The following is an 18,061-nucleotide window of genomic DNA, read 5'->3' on the forward strand; positions in this document are numbered from 1 at the left end:
AATTTTTTTCATGTTGGAATTAAGCGCTTGTAGCACACCCGCTGATTTAATTTCGCCCTGTCCCAATTGGGGTGCTGACTGTTCACAAGTTTGGATCAATTCACCAGCATTAACACAAAGGACGTAATATGAAATTAGGTTGGTATATGATTAAAGTGGGATTGTTTTTTATGATTTTTCTGATCGGCATTAAAACATTATTACCAGCGCGTCACAATCCTTTGCTAGATGAACCGCAAAAAACCCAAAAATTTATTTGGGGCGAAGTCGTTCATCAAATTCCTGCGCATTATTTAGGTTCCATCCCCTTAGGAGATTGTGGGGATATTTTTTCACAACAGCAACGAATGACTATCAGCACACAACAACATGTGATTATCTCAAAATGTTTAAACGCCTTTATTTGGATGGCCAATATAGCTAATACAGAGCACCGCTTTGCTAACACCATTTTGCCTCAAGACTTTGAAGATCCAATAGTCTGGGCACAAGATTTTAACGAGTAATCCTGATGCTAGTTGATAATTTAATTCAAACTATTTTTACTCAGACTCACACCCTGTTACAGCAGTTTGTGTTTCAAGGGTTTCAAGCATTTGCCAATTTATTACAAACACCATTTATCGAAGCCTCAGTGTTAGCTTCGGCGTTAGGTTGTTGCTTTATTTTATATAAGCCAGAATGGTTTAAATCCATTTTATACAGCACGATATTGACTATTTCTATTGTCGCATTTTTGGGTTTTTCATGGAGTCATGCATCACAGCTAATTTATAATGTGTTTACCAAAACCCCAGTTAATTTAATTAATCAAGTGATCCATTCGCTCGGCATTCCCATTGCAGGAAATTCAATTGAGTCAGGTTTGCAAGCGGTATTATCACAATTAGTAGTAACCATTCAAGCATTTTGGGCATTGGGACACCTTACTAATATTGAACCGTATTTTTTTGCAATAATTACTTTTTTTATTACATTACTATTAATGATGATTGCTATTTATGAATTACTTTATGCCCAAATTGGTTTAGCAATTTCATTTGTATTAACGCCATTATTTTTACCACTCGCGTTATTTAAATTCACTAAATCGATTTACACCAACTGGTTGTCTCGTTGCATTGGTATGTCTCTCACCATTATTTTTGTGAATTTAATGTTGGTTTTGGTGTTGCAACTGTGTCAAAGCAGTTTGCAAGCAGTGATGGATACGCTCGCCGAAAATCGACCCTTATATTTTAGTTTATTAATTCCATTTTTTATTGTTGGCGGCATGTGCGTAGGATTAATTTATAAAGTCGCGCAAGAAGCGCAAATGATGGCAAGTGGCATGGGTAGTCAGAGTGGATTTGAATCGGCTGTTACTGGCATGGCAGCTGTAGCGAGTGCTTCAGGTATAGCAGGTGCTGCTAGTGCCGCAAGTCATAAAGCAAAAGATGTTGCGGGAAAATCTATAGGAAAAGCTACGCGAGCAGTAGGTAAACATTTATTTGGGCATTTACGGTGAGGATAAACATGAAATCATTTTATTTTAAAATTAAAAACAGTATCGTAACGCGTTGGCGATTATTCAAGCTGTGGTGTCTCCGTCATCAAAAGCAACGACAACAGACGAGGCAACAGCTAAATCAAGTACGCAGCATGACTTCACAGAAAAATAAACATTCTCATTATTTTGAATTAAGCGCTACCTGGTTTGATGATGTTTTACTGAGCGTTGTGCTCAGCCGCCAACGTTATCAACGTGCTTTTTTGCTATCGATGTTATTGGCATTGGCTTTAACAATTGCCTTAATTACCATGATGCCATTAACTCGCACTCAATTAGTCGTTGTGCATGAAAATGCAAGTGGTGAAACCTGGGTAAGTGCGCCCAATCAAAAAAATGCACCGAATAATGTGAATGAAGTAAAAAGTAATATTGCACGCTTTGTGCGTTATTTCGAATCGTATAATTATACCGATTTTAATTTTCGTTTTCGCATCGTGCAATTATTAGCAAATCCTAGTGTATTTGAGCAATATCAACACGCACAAACATTATCAAATCCCAACAGTCCTATTCGCCTATTGGGCGAAAATGGCAGCACACAAGTTCAACACATTAATATCGAATTTTTAGATAAAGACGGTAATAGCGCCCTGCATCGTCCGGCGGCATTTATTCAGGCGAGTAATTTAGCTTTAGTCACATTTCAATTAATTAGCAACGATGGCAATGATCATCAAACGATCACCCCATATTCCGTGTTAATTCGTTGGCATTATCGTGGCATGCCTCAAAGTCCGTTTGCTCAATTAGAAAATTGGCGCGGATTTGAAGTGACTGAATATCAGCGTAATCAAACAGGAAAAATGGAGACACAAACGCATTTCAGTCATGAGGTGATGGAATGAAAACCATAATCATATTGAGTGTGATATTATTTACTACACAAGTCGTTGCAATTAATTTACCTAAAGCTTATCCGAGTGATCCCAATATCGCCTGGGTAAATTTTCAAGCACACAATATTGTTCCCATTTTTGTACCCATGTTACAACAAGTCACCCTTAATTTTTCACACAATGAAACGGTGATCCAAGCTAACAATGGTGATCAAAAAGTGTGGCATATTAATAAGCCTTCGTCATTATTGCAAAATCATTTGGTGATTAAACCCACAAGCTTAGAATCAAATACTCATTTAACGGTATTCACCAATCAACATGTCTATTATTTTCAATTAATCACTGATCCAAAACATTCGCTTTATCCTTATTATGCTGCCATTGATTTTTTATATCCCAATGATGAAAAAAATCAGCAGGCGGCATTAGCTAAAGTTCAAAAAGCACTAGCACATGATAAATATGTGGATGATCATCCGAATTGCAAAAACTATCGTTATAGTTTTTCAGGCAGTCATACCTTATTTCCGCAAAAAGTGTGTGATGATGGTACGTTTACCTATTTTGAATTTCATGACCATCAATCTATTCCAGCCATTTTTCCGATTTTAGATCATCAAGGGCAAGAGCGCAGTTTAGTAACGCGGCGAGTGGGATCTTATGTGGTGGTGAAAACCATCGCTCAAGAATTTTCACTACGCTTAGGGCACAGCGAAGCAGCGGTCATGAATCATGGTTGGCAAGGGTGGTAATATGAAAAAAATCGAACACAATAAAGAATTTGAACCATTAAATGCATCTCCACTCATGAATTTAGCCTTAGTGAAAACACCTGCCATATTAAAAGCGGTGTTAGCAGGATTTATTATTATATTAGCGGGATTAACCGTCGTGTATCTTCATTCACGCACCCAGCACAAAGAAGCATCGTTCGAACAGGGTTCACCTTCCTCTACTGCGTTAGATAGCACTGATCTGGCCGATAAAATTAAAGCGCAGTTTGAAGCTCAGTTGCAACAACGCGCACAAGCACAGCCCCATCAAGTCGCCTCTCATCAAATCGCCAAGGTATTATCAGAAAAAACATTAAAAGCACAAGCGGAGTTTTTAATTGCACGCATGCAAGCACCCACCAATGCGTGGGATCAAACCACGACGTCCATAGCCACTTCTAATCTTGCAACTTCAAGTATCATTCACAATGATGTTGCAAATAATGCAATGAACACTTCCAATAATTTAAATTTTCACGACGAAAGTGCTTTCCACGCGCAACGCATTTCACATCCGGATCGCACTATTGTGGCGGGTACATTGATTTTTGCAAGTCTCAATAATGCCATTAATACCGAATTTCCTGGCATGATCACCGCAACTGTGAGTGAACCGATTTATGCATTTTCAGGAAAACGCATTTTAATTCCAGCGGATAGTCAACTAAATGGCGAATATGTCACAGCAAATGTGGAAGGCCAATCACGAATTTTTATTATTTGGGATCGCATTATTTTACCGAATAATACTTCCATTCAATTAAATAGTCCGGGGGTGGATGCATTAGGTCGCGGTGGGGTTGCTGCCGATAGTGTCAACACGCATTTTATTGCGCGCTTTGGCATGGCAAGTTTACTTAGCATGATTAATTTAGCCACCAGCACAGTTGGTGTGAATAATACCGATCAATACAACAGTAGCAGTGCCTATCGTCAAGCATTGGGTCAATCATTTCAGCAAAGCGCGAGTCAAAATTTACAAAATACGATTGCCATTAAACCCACTTTATACGGTTATCAAGGTAAAGTGATCCAAGTGATGGTAGCGCATGATTTAGCCTTTTATGAATAAGGATAACGTAGCATGAGTGATGAGCCATCCACTTTTACCTTGCAATATTATTTAAAACCACTTGAACCGTGGTTGCTCGATCCAGAAGTCAATGAAATTTTAATTAATCGGCCTGGCGAGGTGTGGATCGAAAAACATTCTCAATTAAAACAATTTCCGGTATCACCATTAACCTATCCCTATTGTTGGCAATTAGCGAAATTAATTGCACACGAAAATTTACAACTCTTAGACGTGGCGCATCCTTTAGTTAAAGGATTGATTCCAGGTAACCATCGCGTGCAAATTGTCGCACCACCGATTGTTCGCAAACACAGTCTGGCGATGAGTATTCGTAAAACAGTATTTCATCCATTGAGTTTAGATGATTATCAGCAACATCATTTTTTTGCTGCCACAAAAATAGCCCAATTACCTGAGCAGTGGAAAATTGCATCGCTCAATCCAGATGAAGAAGAAAAGCAATTACTGTATTTGTTTCATCAACACGAATGGTTAGCATTTTTAAAAGCCGCCATTCAAGCGAATAAAACAATTTTAATCAGTGGTGCAACGAGTACTGGAAAAACCACATTATTAAATGCTTGTGCTGCAGAAATTAATCATCAGGAACGCATGATAACCATTGAAGATGTGCCAGAAATTCATTTAATTCAACCCAATCAATTAAATTTAGTGTCATCGCGTGGCGAACACGGGATGGTGGATGTGCCCATGAGTATGCTCGTGCAAACTGCATTGCGTTTACGTCCCGATCGATTAATTTTAGGAGAAATTCGCGGTGAAGAAAGCGCAGATTTTATGGCCGCATTATCAACAGGACACTCAGGATCATTTTCAACCGTGCATGCCAGCAGTCCTGCAATGGCGATTGAACGTTTAATGAATTTGGTTAGATTAAATAATAATTATATTTCGTTACGCACCGACGATATTCGCCAACAGTTATTGCAGCTCATCGATGTGGTTGTGCAAGTGAAACGGCGCAGTGAAGGTGGTTATATTCAACGTTATTGCAGTGAAATGTATTTTAAATCTGCGCAAACAGAATTATTCACATGACGTATTGGCGCGTCGGTATTTTTATCACGGCCTTAATAAGTGCGTTATGGTTAGTGCCAGCACTGTTATTACAACAATCATTAACACTATTTCCCATTTGGATGACAACCCAAAATTCATTATTATTGGCTACCTTGTTAGTCAGTATTATTTTATGCAGTTGGTTCGTAATAGGGATATTATTTTTATGCCAACAAAAAGAGTCATTATGGCTACGGGTGTATCCCTTGGGTTTATTGTTATGGGGTATTACAGCAGTCAGTATCAGCAGTTTCATATTGTATCAACTAGGCGACACGTTAGTGTTAGTATTACCCTGGCAAAGTTGGCTATTTATTTGGTTTGCAGATCCATCAATTCGTTGTTTATTGTTAATATTATCAGGTGGAATATTTTTATTAGGTTTTCTTCCAATCGTCATAAAATTTTTTCATGCGCGCAATCCCAACTTAAATTTATACGGTCGCGCTCGCTTTGCAACCTTCAGTGATTGTAAAAAAGCAGGCTTATTCAACTCTGAGGGTATTTTATTAGGCACATTCAAACGTCAATTATTGCGCATTGGCGGCCACGAACACATTGTGGTGTTTTCGCCATCGGGTACGGGTAAAAGTAGTGCCTTGGTTATTCCTAATTTATTAACCAATGCTGCGTCCATGGTCGTGAATGATGTGAAGTTTGAATTGTTTCGCTTAACTTCAGGTTATCGCCAAGCCCATGGACATCGTTGCTTTTTATGGGCACCCTCGCGGAATGATCGCTTAACGCATGCGTATAACCCCTTGGACTTTGTGCCACGAGATAAACAATTACGAATTAAATATTTACAAAAGAATGCGGGGATTTTAATTCCCGAAAATCATCACTCTGATCCAATTTGGTATTCATCGCCGCGCAAAATTTTTGTGGCTATTGCATTATATTTGTTAGATACACCAGGAAGCTTAGTAACCCTAGGTGAAATTAACCGTACCGTGAAGCAAACCAATTTTTTTAGTTGGTTAGAAGATAACATGAAAAAACGTGATGATCTTGATCCCTTATTTTATCGTGATATGACAAAACTATTAGAACTCGATCATCGTACACGCAGCAATATTATTGAATCGTTCACCATTTATTTTAGTTTATGGGATGATCCGTTAATTGATGCGGCAACCTCTCATAGTGATTTTGATGTCAGAAATTTGCGCCGAGAAAAAATGACAATTTATGTAGGTTTTTCAGCAGATGACATGGAACGTTTATCACCATTGCTCACCATGTTTTGGCAACAAGTGTTAGATGCGATGGTGGAGCAAGAGCCTAAAACTGATGAACCTTATACCGTGATTTTAATGTTAGATGAATTTGCAATTTTACGGCGCATGGAATCGTTTAAATCGACGATTGGATTATTGCGATCGTATCACGTGCGGGTAGTAATTTTTTTACAAAACCTCGCGCAAATTGCCAGTCGCTATGGTAAAGAAGACGCGTCGGTTTTTATTGATGCAAAAGTAAAAGCTACCTTTGGATTAAGTGATAAAAATGACGCGTTGTTTATGAGTGAACAATTAGGTGATCGCACGGTGAAAATTCGCCAACGTTCATTTCAACAAGGCATGCAAAGTGTTTCGATACACTATCAAAAACGCCCCTTGATGTTGTATCAGGAAATTATGGATATTCAGGATCAGTTAATCGTGAAAATTCAGGCGCAACATCCGGTGCGGGTGGGGTTGTTGAGGTGGTATGAGGATGCCCTGTTACAAAGAAGAGTATTAAAAGCTCTAGACTTAATCAATATTAGATATCCATTAAACTAAATCGGTTATCTTGAAGCTCTAAATCAGTATCGATTTTATGCGATCATTAAATTTATCCTGAATAAATTCTATAAATTTAATGGTATTACTAGCATTTATATCATTTCCACCTGTATAACAAATCTCATTGCCACTATCATTGTAGTAAAGATGAGCCTGGAATGTCTTTCCTTTATCTTTAGACATAATCTTAATTCTATAAGAAACTTCATTGTATTCCTGAATCATTTCTAAATCAGGATTTCCAGCCTTTGAATTAATAAATTCTTTAAGGTTTTCTCGGTTTTCATCTTTTAAGGTAAATTTAATGATTTCGTATTTAATTTTTTCCTCAAAAGTGAAAGTTAACCCGCGACATTCAAGTATTTCTCTTTTTAGCTCATCCATTTTATTTATAATTTTGATTAAATATTCATCTTTAAATCTATCTTCTCCATACATATCAATTTGTGAATTACAATATGAAGATAACTCAGAAAATTTATTAAAATATTTAGTATCACATACTCCTAAAAATTCCTCATATTCGCCATAATGTAACTTTAAATCATCCCTTATCTTATTTAAGCTAGTAATATCATCTTTAATTAAATATTCAACATGTAACTTATTTAATGAATCTAAGGCTAAAACTGCAAATTCTTTGCTTTTCTTCTTTTGACGATATAAATACGTCTTATCTCGACGTAATCCAAAAAAAAGTGCAGTGAATACAGCACCTATTGAACCTACCGCAGAAAACCAACTTGCCCAATTGCTTGAGCTTGCGGGCTCCAGTGCATTTTTGATTTCAATTATCATATTAGTCTCTCGTTGTAACAGTTTTCTTGTGCGTTAAAATTATTCATACTCCTTCTAATGAAGAAATTAGATCAAGTATCCATCCATGCCAAATACCCACCCTGCAAATTAATCACATGCTCAAACCCATGCTGTTGCAAGATCTGCGCAGCCATCATGCTACGACCACCGGCTTTACAATACACCACGATTTTATCGTCTTTGTTCAATTCATCTAAACGCGATTCCAATTCACCTAATGGAATCAACAAACCACCAATATTCCCCGCGATATTTTCTTCGGGTTGGCGCACGTCTAGTAACGTAAATTTGTCGTTATTTTCCATCATGCATTTTAATTCGTTAACATCGATTTCTTGAATCATGGTTTCTCCGCAGGTAGTTAAATGGTGATGAGGTAAGTGTGCGTAATCTATTTTTTGCTGGCACAGAATGCAAGCTGGATCATGAATTAATTTACTTTTTTTGAAGTTCATGGTTAGCGCATCAAGGTGTAGAATATTTCCCGCTAAACAATCACCCACAGTTAAAATAATTTTTAGTGCTTCTAACGCCTGCAGTGATCCAATCATTCCAGGTAATGCACCTATCACGCCCGCTTCTTGGCAATTCGGCACAAAATCTTTGGGTGGTTGTGGAAATAGACAGCGATAACACGGGCTGTGTTGATAGTTAAACACGCAAATCAATCCTGAAAATTGTAATACACTCGCATAAACATAAGGAATATCTAAATGAAAACTCGCGTCATTCACAATATAACGTGTTTGAAAATTATCGGAGCCATCAATGATTACATCATGATCGCGCAATAAATCTTGCGCGTTGTCATGGGTTAGGCGTGTTGTATGAATGTTAATGGTGACGTGGGGATTTAATAATTGTAATCTTTGTTTCGTAGCCTCCGTTTTAAACTGATGTTCATCTTGACTGGAATATAAAATTTGGCGCTGTAAATTGGAAATGCTCACACGATCATCATCAATGATCGTAATATGTCCCACACCTGCCGCCGTTAAATAAGACAACACAGGAGAACCCAAACCACCAGCACCCACGCACACTACACGAGCTTGTTTTAATTTTTCCTGCCCTACTTTGCCAACTTGTGGCAAACTGAAATGTCTGGCGTAGCGATTGATTTCATCATCCGTAAAACTCATTAACCTTCACCCACCAGCCACTGCATGGAAAATTTCAATGACGTCATTTTCTTTGACAATAGTGGAGGCATAAAGACTGTGTGGGACGATAGTACCATTTAATTCGATAGCGATATTATTCTGATTTAGCTTTAAATCAACTAATAAATTAGCTAAGGTTTTATTCGGTGCAATATCAAGTGGATCTTGATTAACAACGATTTCCATACTACAAAGTCATCCTTATTGTGGATATTAATCGTGGTAACACATAAAGCTCACTAACTAAACTCTGAATTTTTCGCGTTTTTTCAAATAATACCTATAATATTAAGTCATACCAAGAGATAAAAGATCGTTATTTATTTCAGTTGTGTCATTTCTGAGGGACTCTTTGAACTGCTCAACTTTTTCAGCCAATTTCTTTGCGTTAGCTGCATCAGAATATTTTAAATTTATTAATTCGGCAGCTGTTTTTCTATAATTTAAGTGACTACAGCTTGGAAATTCAGTAAGTTCAATATAAGTTGCACTATGGCGGCAAGCTTGATTTTCAACAAAAACAGTTGATGTAAGAGTATTTATAGGATTTATAGTATTATCATGAAAAACTTGATAATCGCCAGAGAAGAGCTTCATCGCAATGCGATTAGCTAAATCTTCGGAGCCGGATGTTAATACTGCCAATGTTAACGCAAGTAATAAAAAATTATCTTGTGGTCCACCAGTAAGCTTATCTGCATAAGCTTGAAGTTTTATACCTTTACGCCGCCCTTTAGCTTTTCTATATTGATTAAAAAATCCATCCTCGGCTCGTTCTTTATTATATTCTTCTGCAGCAGTTTTTATATGATTCAATAAGTGAGCATAGCCATCCTGTTTTATATATTGAATAGGCATGGTTTTCTTTCCTGATATTCATTATTAATTTGGGCATATTATATCATAGAATAGTGACTCTCAAACTATTTTTGATGCACAACGAGTCAGTTATCACTATAACTACTAACTAATTGATTCATTTATCTTTCTAACTCGACAAAAATAGCAGTAGCAAGTGGCACTGCGTTCCTTGTTGATTCTGCAACTCGGTTAGCCTCTGTATAGCTTAAGTTTTTTGAATGTGTTTTCTCATATTGCCCCAAGACTTGTTCAGTTAGCTCGCGCACACCACTTTTCACCAATACATCGTTCCAATCAACTTTGTTCATGCCTGTTAATAATTCAGGTGTTAATACTTGGGGTGTAATTCCTTGCGCGTGAAAATGTTCAAGCGCTTTTTGAAATGCTAACTCACTCTTGGCATTGTGCCCATCATTATCTTTAGCAAGAATCAACTCCTGACATTGATGTTGATTGATTAAATAATCCATTTCAGCATAATGAGAACTACTGCCCAATGCGCAATAAATCCACGCACGCGGAAATGCCGTCATTAAACTCGCGGCTGTTTCTAACCCTTCAGCAAAAATAATTTGCGGTTGTGTGCCTTGTTGCACCAAGGTGTGACCACGTTGCCCAATCAGGTGTTTTACAATTTTCGCTTGTGAGTTTTTTTGTGCGGTGTTTTTATCTAAGCTGATTAATTGCACCGCACTCACTGCGTGTTGAGAATTGCGAGAAATAATTAATAATTTTGGTTCAGGGTAACGTTCACTCGCTGGTAGATAACGGACATCTGCACTTAAGCGTTCAGTAGCGATTTTACGATGTTCACGTAAATAATGTTCTGCTAATGTATTTTCAAAGGGTTTACTTAAAGACACTAGATATTTTGCTAATTTAATACGTTGTTCTGTATATTCCTGTGCGCTCTGCACTTGAATTTTTTGTTTCTGTTGAAGATTAATTTTTAAATGCTGTTGTTGCACTGGATCTAATCCTACTACACCACTCCACCGCGCTGCATAATTTAAGGCTTCTTTAAACGATAATCCCATGCCAATTTTAGGATCCATCAGCAATTGTAACGGTGTGCCTTTATCCCCCGTTTCAAATGAACACCAAAATCCTTGATACGTTCCACTCACATTCACTGATAAACTACCTTTATTACCATAACGCCAATTTCTAGCATTGGCTATTTTGGGTTGACCTAAATGCTCGGTATAAAATCGTTCTGCTTGTTGTAATAATGCCGCGATGACGGCATCTTTATCGATGTTTGATTGATAATGAACGTTATAATGGGTATTTTTAGCGTAGACACGCCGGCGATAATAATCATCATGTTGTTTGGCAAACTGCTGTAATTCTTCCTCTGTTAATTGATTAGCGTTCAAAGCATTTTCAACATTGTGACCCGATTGCACAATTAAACTTGCCAATTTATTACGTTTATTTTGCCAGTCATAACACGTTTGTTGTAATGGCTGTGTTTTAGTAATAGATAGATTTTCTTCTTGTGAATGTTTTAGGATGGCAGCTACACTTTGTTTATAAGCACGATGATAATCGGCTAATTGTGCAACCTCTTTAGCACGTTCCCTTCGATTTAAAATACTTTGTTGGCGTTGTTGCATTTGTAACTGTTCTTGACGAGAAAAAATAGTTTTCCAAGCATCAATTATGTTCACAAAAGGCAATGATAATTTACGACACGCATTTTTTAATACAGAATTTTCTGTTAATTGATGCGCTAAGGCTAAGCGTAATGGAAAATCAATAATAGCGTCTTTCACACCATAACGACTTAAGGATTTAATTAAATGTTGTTGGGTACGATGCTGCGTTTGACTTGCGTATACATGACAATGTTCGCGATGGCGCGACATGGCAACGTAAGTTAAATTGCGACACCAACCAAACCCATCGGCAACCACTAATGCTACTTTTTTAGTGACGCCTTGTAATTTGTGAATCGTAGCGGCGTAACCATAATCAAATGAACGATATTGATTTACATCAAAAATCACTTTGCGACCATCATCTTTGATGGCAGTAATCCTATTATCAGCCATATGAATGACTGTTGCAAACTGACCATTTCGCACATCCAGTTGCGTATTATTTTTTAAAAATAAAATGCGATCTTGAATTGACACATTAATTTTACCATAGGCGCTCAACACATCCTGTCCAGTTTGCAATAATTCCTTTTTTAATAAGGCCTCTCTAATTATTTTATTAAGCGCTTTTACCGTATTATTTTGGTGTGCCACTAATACCACATCGGCGTGAGAGTATTGCTTGCGATACTCTAAATAATCAGTAACCAGTTTTTCATTACGCGTCGTTTCATTCTTTAATAAATGAATACAATCTTGGTGTTGATAGGTTTTTAATGCACTATGCGTGTGACCCACAGCAAAATCTAAAGTGGCTTGTCTTGCCCATTCGTGGCGTTGCCGAAGAATGTGTTTTAATTCTGCAAATCCTGCGCGTTCTAACAAGGTACGAAAGGGTGAACCTGCACCAATACTTTCGGCTTGCCCAGGATCGCCAATCACAATTAATTTTGCACGTGATTGTCTAATATTTTTTAATAGCCAATTCATATTGTCTAAATTCACCATACCGGCTTCATCTAACACAATCACATCCTTGGCGGATAAAGTAATAGAACCTTGTTGAAGTTTTTTTTGTAAGCGTGCAATGGTGTAACTCGGAATATGCGCTTCTTTTTCTAAACCATCAGCAGCAATACCGGATAAGGAAACACCTAACACGCGAAAACCTTGTTGCGCATAAGCTTTAGCAACTGCTTTCATCGAATGAGTTTTACCTGTTCCCGCACGTCCGACAATAATTTTCAGAGCGCCTGGTGCCAGTACATGACGAATAGCATGTGCCTGTTCTGCATTTAAATGAAAGGTTTCGATTGCATTGTTGATAGAGTCATGAGTTAAACGATGCGAACCACGACGATTTAATTCGTTAGCATATTTTTCTAATTGTAGTTCTTTTGCAAAAGCACTGTGAGTAATATAACGTTCACGACCATCTTCAGCTAATCCTAGTGGGATCACCTCTTCATGCTGCAATACTTTTTCGAGTGTGGCTGCAAAAAGTGTGGGATCATCAATGTGTTTGTGTAATAAACAAGCCACATCTTGCTTGGAAAAAAAGGTGTGGGTTTGGTTTAATGAATTTAATACCGCAAGAGGTGATGTGGTAATTTGTGCAAGTGCAGCTTGTTTACGCTCAAAATTGATGTGTGCCTTTTCAAAATCTTTCCCATGAAATCGACCTTGGTGAATGGTTTGGATCAGCAAATTGGGATCAACGCGAAGTTCCAATCCTTTACGTTTAAAAAATTCATTTTGCAGTTCGCGCCAATGTTTATTCCAATAATCTTGTTGCATTATATGTTGATTAAAAAATTTAGGGTTTAAATCTCGTGCTTTATATTGTGATAATTCATGACCTACAATGCGACGGGTGGTTATTAAAATATGAGCATGTGGATTCTGATCATTATCGTGATGAATACTCACATCACACGCTAATCCATGATCAACAAAGTGTGCGCGAGAAAATTCATTCACAAGTTCAATATGGGCTTCTAAATCGCATTCCCTGGGTAGCGCTAGAATTAATTCTTTACACAATTGCGCATCTTTGCGCTTTTCAGCACGCTCAACTTGATTCCACAGCCATTCACGATCATAAAATTCTTGACCAGCATCTTTAGGCAATATAATCGCTGAATGCACCACACCGCATTTATTGGAATAGTTGTAAACGATTCCCGTATTATAATCGAGTAATTTTTCTCCCGCACGATATGCTGCGCAATCAATTGCATTCCGCATTTTTGAGCGAGAATATATTTTCATTTGTGCAAATTCGATCGCCATAGACAATTACTCTAGCAACATTGCGTAGCAATGTATATTGCGCCTGAGCGGATTTTTGGATTTTTTTATGGATAAAAATATTTCGATTTTTTTGATGATGGCGACTTGTCAAATGGAATTGATTTGCTATTCTAAGATGACAGTTCGTCGCTGTAAGTCAATGTAAAGGATTTGGAGTAATACCATGAGCAATGATACCGTGACGAAACCTCGCCAAGCTAGAATATTTTCCTCAAAAATAACCGAACTTGAGCAACAAATTCAACAAACACGTGCGCGCTATGAAAAAATTTTACAAAAACGCAAACTTGAAATTGGTGATATAGCGATTCAAGCCGGTTTAGGTGATTTTAATAGCACAGCCTTGTTAGCTGAATTTCAACTCATTACAAAAAAGTTAAATCATGACCAATTTAATAAACGCACTACGACGCACACGCAAGAGGATAATTCTCATGAAAAAGCAACTTTACCTACTGAAAGAAAAGCAACGTAAATTAGACACGCGCCGTAAAATTGAATTAGGCGGTTTAATTATTAAAGCTGGATTAGCGGAATATCCTAAAGCAATTATTTTAGGCGGTCTTTATTATCTTTTAAAAGAATTAGAGCGCGAGCCTGAATTTGAAAATATATTAAAACAACAAGGCGAATTATTATTTATGGGATTTGATGAATGATTTTTGATTAAATTATTTTTTAAAAAAACACTGTATTTTATTGCTGATGTTCACTTGATGTGATAAAATTATTCTTGTTAATTAAGCGCGTTACTAAAGTGCTACCAACACTCTAGCAACGCTAACCACAACAACTTTCAGAGGAAGTTATCATGGCTAAAGCAATCCTAACATCTTATCCTTATTTTTGTAAATTTTCTTTTAACAATTTCTCTTCATTTTTTTGGTATCGATTTAACTTTGCTTAACTGCATTTTAAATTTTTGTTTTTCACCATAACCGAAATGAGGAGACTCAACATGCAATTTTTATCAACTGCTTATTTAGAGCGTTACGTACCTTCAGTATTTACCAATTCACGCGCAACACGCACCAGTGAACGCTACCAACATATTTCAACACTTCAAATAATAGAAGGCTTAAGCCAAGAAGGTTTTTACCCTGTTTCTGCGCATCAATCACGTTGCCAATCTAGCGGTAACCGTAATTTTGCAAAGCATTGTGTACGGTTTCGTCACAGTGAAGCAAAAGCCAATGCTTTAGGTTTGTTTCCTGAAATTGCATTAATAAACTCACACGATGGCTTATCCTCGTATCGTTTATTATCCGGCATTTTTCGGGTGGTATGTTGCAATGGTTTGGTTGCTGGTGAAACCTTTAACGAAGTTCGTATACGTCATCAAGGTGATATTTTAAAAGAAGTTATCGAAGGTACCTATGAGGTTATTCATTCCGCACAAGCCATGCTTGATTCCGCAGCAGAAATGAGCCAGCTCATGTTAACCCAAGAACAACAAATAGAATTTGCTCAGCAAGTTCATGCGCAACGTTTTAAACATTCCACCTCGGGCTTACGATTTCAACCTCAACATTTATTAAAAGTTAGACGCTTTGAAGAAATGAATCAGCCTGATTTATTTACCACCCTAAATATCATTCAAGAAAATGTGACCAAAGGTGGTGTAACGGCTCTGTACCGAGATCAACAGGGTTATGTGCGGCGCGCACGGTTAAAGCCCATTACTAATATTGATCAAAATACTCGGCTTAATCAAAAAATATGGGGTTTAGCGGAAGGCATAAAGAACTCAGCGTAATTAAAAATTTTAGGTGGGCGTTCATAATGCGCCCACTTTTTTACAAGGCGTAACATGTGGATGCTCGATACACCTACATGCTACTAACCACAACACAACTCTGGGGTAGTGTCATGGGTGAGAATAGCGTATTTGATTTTGACAATTTTATAAATGAACAAATCGAAAGTCGCGAAGAAATGACGGTGATATTAGCGAAACTCGAATCACTTATTGTGGTAGCAATGCATATTGAAACGATAAGCATACACAATGTAATACTCAATAATTATTTTTGCTTGATGAGCGATTTACTTCAACAATGTATAACATTAAATGAAAGAGCATTACACAGATTGTTTGAAAGAAGATGAAAAAAAAATGGGTTGTTTATCCAAAGGTATAACAATAAGCATCCCTTTTGAGATTGATAGTTAAGGAAAATCATGATTAGATTAAACCTGATTGAAGTGTAAGCTCGTTTCTATCAAGTGGAGTGGTAGGATGATGTTGATTTATTTTATTTAATAAATCATCAAAATATTCAATACTTACAACAATACTAAAAAATTCTTGATTCCACTTTAAATCTTCTTTATGAATTAATGGTAGCGCGGTATCAAACTGCTGCAATACCCATTTGTGTTGGTAAATAATTGGATCATCGGCATTTCGATTATAATCCACCGTCCAAATAGCAGAATTAACTACAATTATAGGGTAAATATAGCGATTTCCTGGCAGTTCTTCTGTTTCAGAGATAAAGGATTTAACTGACTGCGCAAGCTGTAACTTAGCTTTATAGTAATTATTTTGATCTTCATTTTTGGAAATTTTTGTATAGCCTTTTATGGTACCATTATTTTTATCAGCCCTAAAAAAATCCCCTGTAAAAACTTTCGCTGAATCTTCCTGAATATCAAATCGCGGAATATGGAACCTATAACCATTGTGAAAATGGTCAATCAAAGAAATTCGGCTAACATGGTCAAGAGCTTCTTTTTCCTCCTCCGATAGATCATGTTTTGATCGTGTAACTACTAATAGCAAAGAGTCACTTTCTCTACCTTTACACTCAATAATTAAATTTTTGCTACTTGTATTATCAATCGCAATCAAGTCAGTTTCTATCAAGCTGTCATTTTCGATAAAAATCTTATTCGCAAATACAGTATAGCCACTATTATTTAATTTCTCTTTGGCTAAAAATTCTAAATTAAATCCGTCTCTTTTTGCGGCTTCTTGCAAAAGTTTATTCATATCATTCATAGTTAAATATTCCCTTTTAAATTGAAATTAGTCATTCTCAAATTGCTTAATGCGCACCTTACCATCAGGGAATTTTGCTGTAATTTCTAACTCACCACCTAATGCTTGAATATAGCTGCGCAATGTTGAAATATACATATCAGTGCGACGCTCTAATCTCGAGACATTGGCTTGTTTGGTTTCTAATGCGTCTGCCATATCTTCTTGCAAAAAATTTTTTGAAAGACGAAGCTCATTTAATGCCATTTCAGCAATCATATTTTGAGTTTTTTCCTGAGCATTCTTTTGAGCAGTCACGCTCATTTTATTACGTAATGTTTTAAAGGACTTAGCCATTATAGATGCCCTCTTGCTTTAATTGCTCTAAATGTTCGTCGTAAAGTTTATCGGCTCTACTAATAAAAATTTCATACCACCGACCTATACCCGTTTTGTCGCCTCCAAGTAACAAAATGGCAACTCGTCTGGGATCAAATACGTAAAGTACTCTCAATGGTTTTCCACCATGTTGTATCCTTAATTCACGCATGCGCGAATGTTTTGATCCTTTTATTCCTGAGCTATGCGGAAAGTTAAGCTGGGGTCCGAGTTGCTCAAGCAATCCGATACTTGCCGCAATATCTTCTTGCTCCCCTTCGCTTAAATCATTCCACCACAATTCAAACTCATCAGTATATTCAACTTCCCACATGTTACTTTCCTTTTAAGTATTACACAAAAGTAATATTACATCAAGGTAATATCGTGCTTTTAAGAAGATTGGATTTTCTTTCTAATATTTTTTCTTGAGTGCTTGTATTTTCAGACAAATTATAAGTTTTTTCTGAAAATATATTAGAAAAATATTTTGAATAACTTGCTGATTTATAATGATTTTTTTGTTGCCTGGAGGGTGATTTGTAATCAGCCGGTCCGCGGTTCGAGTCCGTGCGCCAGCACCAAAAAACACATTATTAATTAATAAGTTAACTCACAATTTTCCTGACCATTCAAATTCAATTTGTCTACCTCACTCACTATTTTAATTTAAAGAGTCAACCTTTACTGTCTATTGAAACAGGTACCGACTCATTACTAAATTAGTTGTAGCTATCATTAAATCGAATGACATGAATGGAGAAGTCATTTTGCCCGATGGTGAATTTTCACCAATCTTAAACGATTAAATTCTGTGAACTATACCCAACG

At 36.9% G+C, this 18,061-nt stretch carries 19 protein-coding genes; 11 read left to right on the plus strand and 8 right to left on the minus strand.

What is annotated here, in order from left to right; genetic code table 11:
- The first annotated feature begins 128 nt into the window (after nt 1-128).
- Genes KIT27_05525 through KIT27_05555 form a run of 7 tightly spaced genes read left to right on the plus strand, consistent with a single transcriptional unit; the run spans nt 129 to nt 7,106 of the window.
- Nucleotides 129-506, plus strand: coding sequence for a hypothetical protein (locus KIT27_05525; GenBank protein MCW5589106.1), 378 nt, complete (start codon nt 129-131; stop codon nt 504-506).
- Nucleotides 507-511: 5 nt separating this feature from the next.
- The gene (locus tag KIT27_05530) at nt 512-1,507 is read left to right on the plus strand and encodes a type IV secretion system protein (GenBank protein ID MCW5589107.1); all 996 of its coding nucleotides are present in this window, start codon (nt 512-514) and stop codon (nt 1,505-1,507) included.
- Between the two features lie 8 nt (nt 1,508-1,515).
- Nucleotides 1,516-2,397 carry a type IV secretion system protein gene (locus KIT27_05535; protein MCW5589108.1) on the plus strand — a complete coding sequence of 294 codons (882 nt, stop codon included), beginning with the start codon at nt 1,516-1,518 and terminating at the stop codon, nt 2,395-2,397.
- Nucleotides 2,394-3,143, plus strand: coding sequence for a TrbG/VirB9 family P-type conjugative transfer protein (locus KIT27_05540; GenBank protein ID MCW5589109.1), 750 nt, complete (start codon nt 2,394-2,396; stop codon nt 3,141-3,143). The genes KIT27_05535 and KIT27_05540 overlap by 4 nt, the downstream gene beginning before the upstream one ends.
- Before the next feature lies 1 nt (nt 3,144).
- Complete coding sequence (locus KIT27_05545; protein MCW5589110.1) at nt 3,145-4,236, plus strand: TrbI/VirB10 family protein; 1,092 nt, start codon at nt 3,145-3,147, stop codon at nt 4,234-4,236.
- Nucleotides 4,237-4,248: 12 nt separating this feature from the next.
- Nucleotides 4,249-5,298 carry a P-type DNA transfer ATPase VirB11 gene (gene virB11 / locus KIT27_05550; GenBank protein ID MCW5589111.1) on the plus strand — a complete coding sequence of 350 codons (1,050 nt, stop codon included), beginning with the start codon at nt 4,249-4,251 and terminating at the stop codon, nt 5,296-5,298.
- On the plus strand, nt 5,295-7,106 hold the full coding sequence (locus KIT27_05555) for a type IV secretory system conjugative DNA transfer family protein (GenBank protein MCW5589112.1): 1,812 nt from the start codon (nt 5,295-5,297) through the stop codon (nt 7,104-7,106). Before virB11 ends, KIT27_05555 begins: the two co-directional genes overlap by 4 nt.
- An 18-nt stretch (nt 7,107-7,124) precedes the next feature.
- On the opposite strand, the gene KIT27_05560 is transcribed toward KIT27_05555, so the two are convergent.
- The 5 genes from KIT27_05560 to traA all read right to left on the minus strand — a co-directional run bounded on the left by KIT27_05560 (nt 7,125) and on the right by traA (nt 13,848).
- The gene (locus KIT27_05560; GenBank protein ID MCW5589113.1) at nt 7,125-7,907 is read right to left on the minus strand and encodes a hypothetical protein; all 783 of its coding nucleotides are present in this window, start codon (nt 7,905-7,907) and stop codon (nt 7,125-7,127) included.
- A gap of 71 nt (nt 7,908-7,978) precedes the next feature.
- Nucleotides 7,979-9,070, minus strand: coding sequence for a molybdopterin-synthase adenylyltransferase MoeB (gene moeB / locus KIT27_05565; protein ID MCW5589114.1), 1,092 nt, complete (start codon nt 9,068-9,070; stop codon nt 7,979-7,981).
- A gap of 6 nt (nt 9,071-9,076) precedes the next feature.
- Nucleotides 9,077-9,277: a sulfur carrier protein ThiS gene (thiS, locus tag KIT27_05570; GenBank protein MCW5589115.1), complete on the minus strand. Its 201-nt coding sequence runs from the start codon at nt 9,275-9,277 to the stop codon at nt 9,077-9,079.
- Between the two features lie 102 nt (nt 9,278-9,379).
- Nucleotides 9,380-9,949, minus strand: a complete 570-nt coding sequence (locus KIT27_05575) for a hypothetical protein (GenBank protein ID MCW5589116.1) — start codon at nt 9,947-9,949, stop codon at nt 9,380-9,382.
- Nucleotides 9,950-10,071: 122 nt separating this feature from the next.
- The gene (gene traA, locus KIT27_05580) at nt 10,072-13,848 is read right to left on the minus strand and encodes a Ti-type conjugative transfer relaxase TraA (GenBank protein ID MCW5589117.1); all 3,777 of its coding nucleotides are present in this window, start codon (nt 13,846-13,848) and stop codon (nt 10,072-10,074) included.
- A gap of 184 nt (nt 13,849-14,032) precedes the next feature.
- On the opposite strand from traA, the gene KIT27_05585 reads away from it, so the two are divergent.
- The 4 genes from KIT27_05585 to KIT27_05600 all read left to right on the plus strand — a co-directional run bounded on the left by KIT27_05585 (nt 14,033) and on the right by KIT27_05600 (nt 15,978).
- Nucleotides 14,033-14,344, plus strand: coding sequence for a hypothetical protein (locus KIT27_05585; protein MCW5589118.1), 312 nt, complete (start codon nt 14,033-14,035; stop codon nt 14,342-14,344).
- Entirely contained in the window at nt 14,304-14,528 is a 225-nt protein-coding gene (locus KIT27_05590) for a conjugal transfer protein TraD (GenBank protein MCW5589119.1), read from the plus strand. The genes KIT27_05585 and KIT27_05590 overlap by 41 nt, the downstream gene beginning before the upstream one ends.
- Nucleotides 14,529-14,827: 299 nt before the next feature.
- Nucleotides 14,828-15,625 carry a DUF945 domain-containing protein gene (locus tag KIT27_05595; protein ID MCW5589120.1) on the plus strand — a complete coding sequence of 266 codons (798 nt, stop codon included), beginning with the start codon at nt 14,828-14,830 and terminating at the stop codon, nt 15,623-15,625.
- Between the two features lie 113 nt (nt 15,626-15,738).
- Nucleotides 15,739-15,978 (plus strand): hypothetical protein, encoded by a 240-nt coding sequence (locus tag KIT27_05600; protein ID MCW5589121.1) that lies wholly within the window; start codon nt 15,739-15,741, stop codon nt 15,976-15,978.
- A gap of 76 nt (nt 15,979-16,054) precedes the next feature.
- Here the strand turns inward: KIT27_05600 and KIT27_05605 are convergent, their stop codons facing one another.
- From KIT27_05605 to KIT27_05615, 3 genes are read right to left on the minus strand one after another with little or no spacing between them, the layout of a single operon-like run.
- Nucleotides 16,055-16,873: a hypothetical protein gene (locus KIT27_05605; protein ID MCW5589122.1), complete on the minus strand. Its 819-nt coding sequence runs from the start codon at nt 16,871-16,873 to the stop codon at nt 16,055-16,057.
- A 27-nt stretch (nt 16,874-16,900) separates the two neighbouring features.
- Nucleotides 16,901-17,209, minus strand: a complete 309-nt coding sequence (locus KIT27_05610) for an XRE family transcriptional regulator (GenBank protein ID MCW5589123.1) — start codon at nt 17,207-17,209, stop codon at nt 16,901-16,903.
- Entirely contained in the window at nt 17,202-17,564 is a 363-nt protein-coding gene (locus KIT27_05615; protein MCW5589124.1) for a type II toxin-antitoxin system RelE/ParE family toxin, read from the minus strand. The genes KIT27_05610 and KIT27_05615 overlap by 8 nt, the downstream gene beginning before the upstream one ends.
- Nucleotides 17,565-18,061: the final 497 nt, after the last annotated feature.

Source organism: Legionellales bacterium, from assembly GCA_026125385.1.
Taxonomy (GTDB): domain Bacteria; phylum Pseudomonadota; class Gammaproteobacteria; order JAHCLG01; family JAHCLG01; genus JAHCLG01.

Bases quoted from the DNA above. Each gene is read 5' to 3' on its own strand.
- KIT27_05525 (MCW5589106.1), top strand. From the start codon at position 129: ATGAAATTAGGTTGGTATATGATTAAAGTGGGATTGTTTTTTATGATT.
- KIT27_05530 (MCW5589107.1), top strand. From the start codon at position 512: ATGCTAGTTGATAATTTAATTCAAACTATTTTTACTCAGACTCACACC.
- KIT27_05535 (MCW5589108.1), top strand. From the start codon at position 1,516: ATGAAATCATTTTATTTTAAAATTAAAAACAGTATCGTAACGCGTTGG.
- KIT27_05540 (MCW5589109.1), top strand. From the start codon at position 2,394: ATGAAAACCATAATCATATTGAGTGTGATATTATTTACTACACAAGTC.
- KIT27_05545 (MCW5589110.1), top strand. From the start codon at position 3,145: ATGAAAAAAATCGAACACAATAAAGAATTTGAACCATTAAATGCATCT.
- virB11 (MCW5589111.1), top strand. From the start codon at position 4,249: ATGAGTGATGAGCCATCCACTTTTACCTTGCAATATTATTTAAAACCA.
- KIT27_05555 (MCW5589112.1), top strand. From the start codon at position 5,295: ATGACGTATTGGCGCGTCGGTATTTTTATCACGGCCTTAATAAGTGCG.
- KIT27_05560 (MCW5589113.1), bottom strand. From the start codon at position 7,907: ATGATAATTGAAATCAAAAATGCACTGGAGCCCGCAAGCTCAAGCAAT.
- moeB (MCW5589114.1), bottom strand. From the start codon at position 9,070: ATGAGTTTTACGGATGATGAAATCAATCGCTACGCCAGACATTTCAGT.
- thiS (MCW5589115.1), bottom strand. From the start codon at position 9,277: ATGGAAATCGTTGTTAATCAAGATCCACTTGATATTGCACCGAATAAA.
- KIT27_05575 (MCW5589116.1), bottom strand. From the start codon at position 9,949: ATGCCTATTCAATATATAAAACAGGATGGCTATGCTCACTTATTGAAT.
- traA (MCW5589117.1), bottom strand. From the start codon at position 13,848: ATGGCGATCGAATTTGCACAAATGAAAATATATTCTCGCTCAAAAATG.
- KIT27_05585 (MCW5589118.1), top strand. From the start codon at position 14,033: ATGAGCAATGATACCGTGACGAAACCTCGCCAAGCTAGAATATTTTCC.
- KIT27_05590 (MCW5589119.1), top strand. From the start codon at position 14,304: ATGAAAAAGCAACTTTACCTACTGAAAGAAAAGCAACGTAAATTAGAC.
- KIT27_05595 (MCW5589120.1), top strand. From the start codon at position 14,828: ATGCAATTTTTATCAACTGCTTATTTAGAGCGTTACGTACCTTCAGTA.
- KIT27_05600 (MCW5589121.1), top strand. From the start codon at position 15,739: ATGGGTGAGAATAGCGTATTTGATTTTGACAATTTTATAAATGAACAA.
- KIT27_05605 (MCW5589122.1), bottom strand. From the start codon at position 16,873: ATGAATGATATGAATAAACTTTTGCAAGAAGCCGCAAAAAGAGACGGA.
- KIT27_05610 (MCW5589123.1), bottom strand. From the start codon at position 17,209: ATGGCTAAGTCCTTTAAAACATTACGTAATAAAATGAGCGTGACTGCT.
- KIT27_05615 (MCW5589124.1), bottom strand. From the start codon at position 17,564: ATGTGGGAAGTTGAATATACTGATGAGTTTGAATTGTGGTGGAATGAT.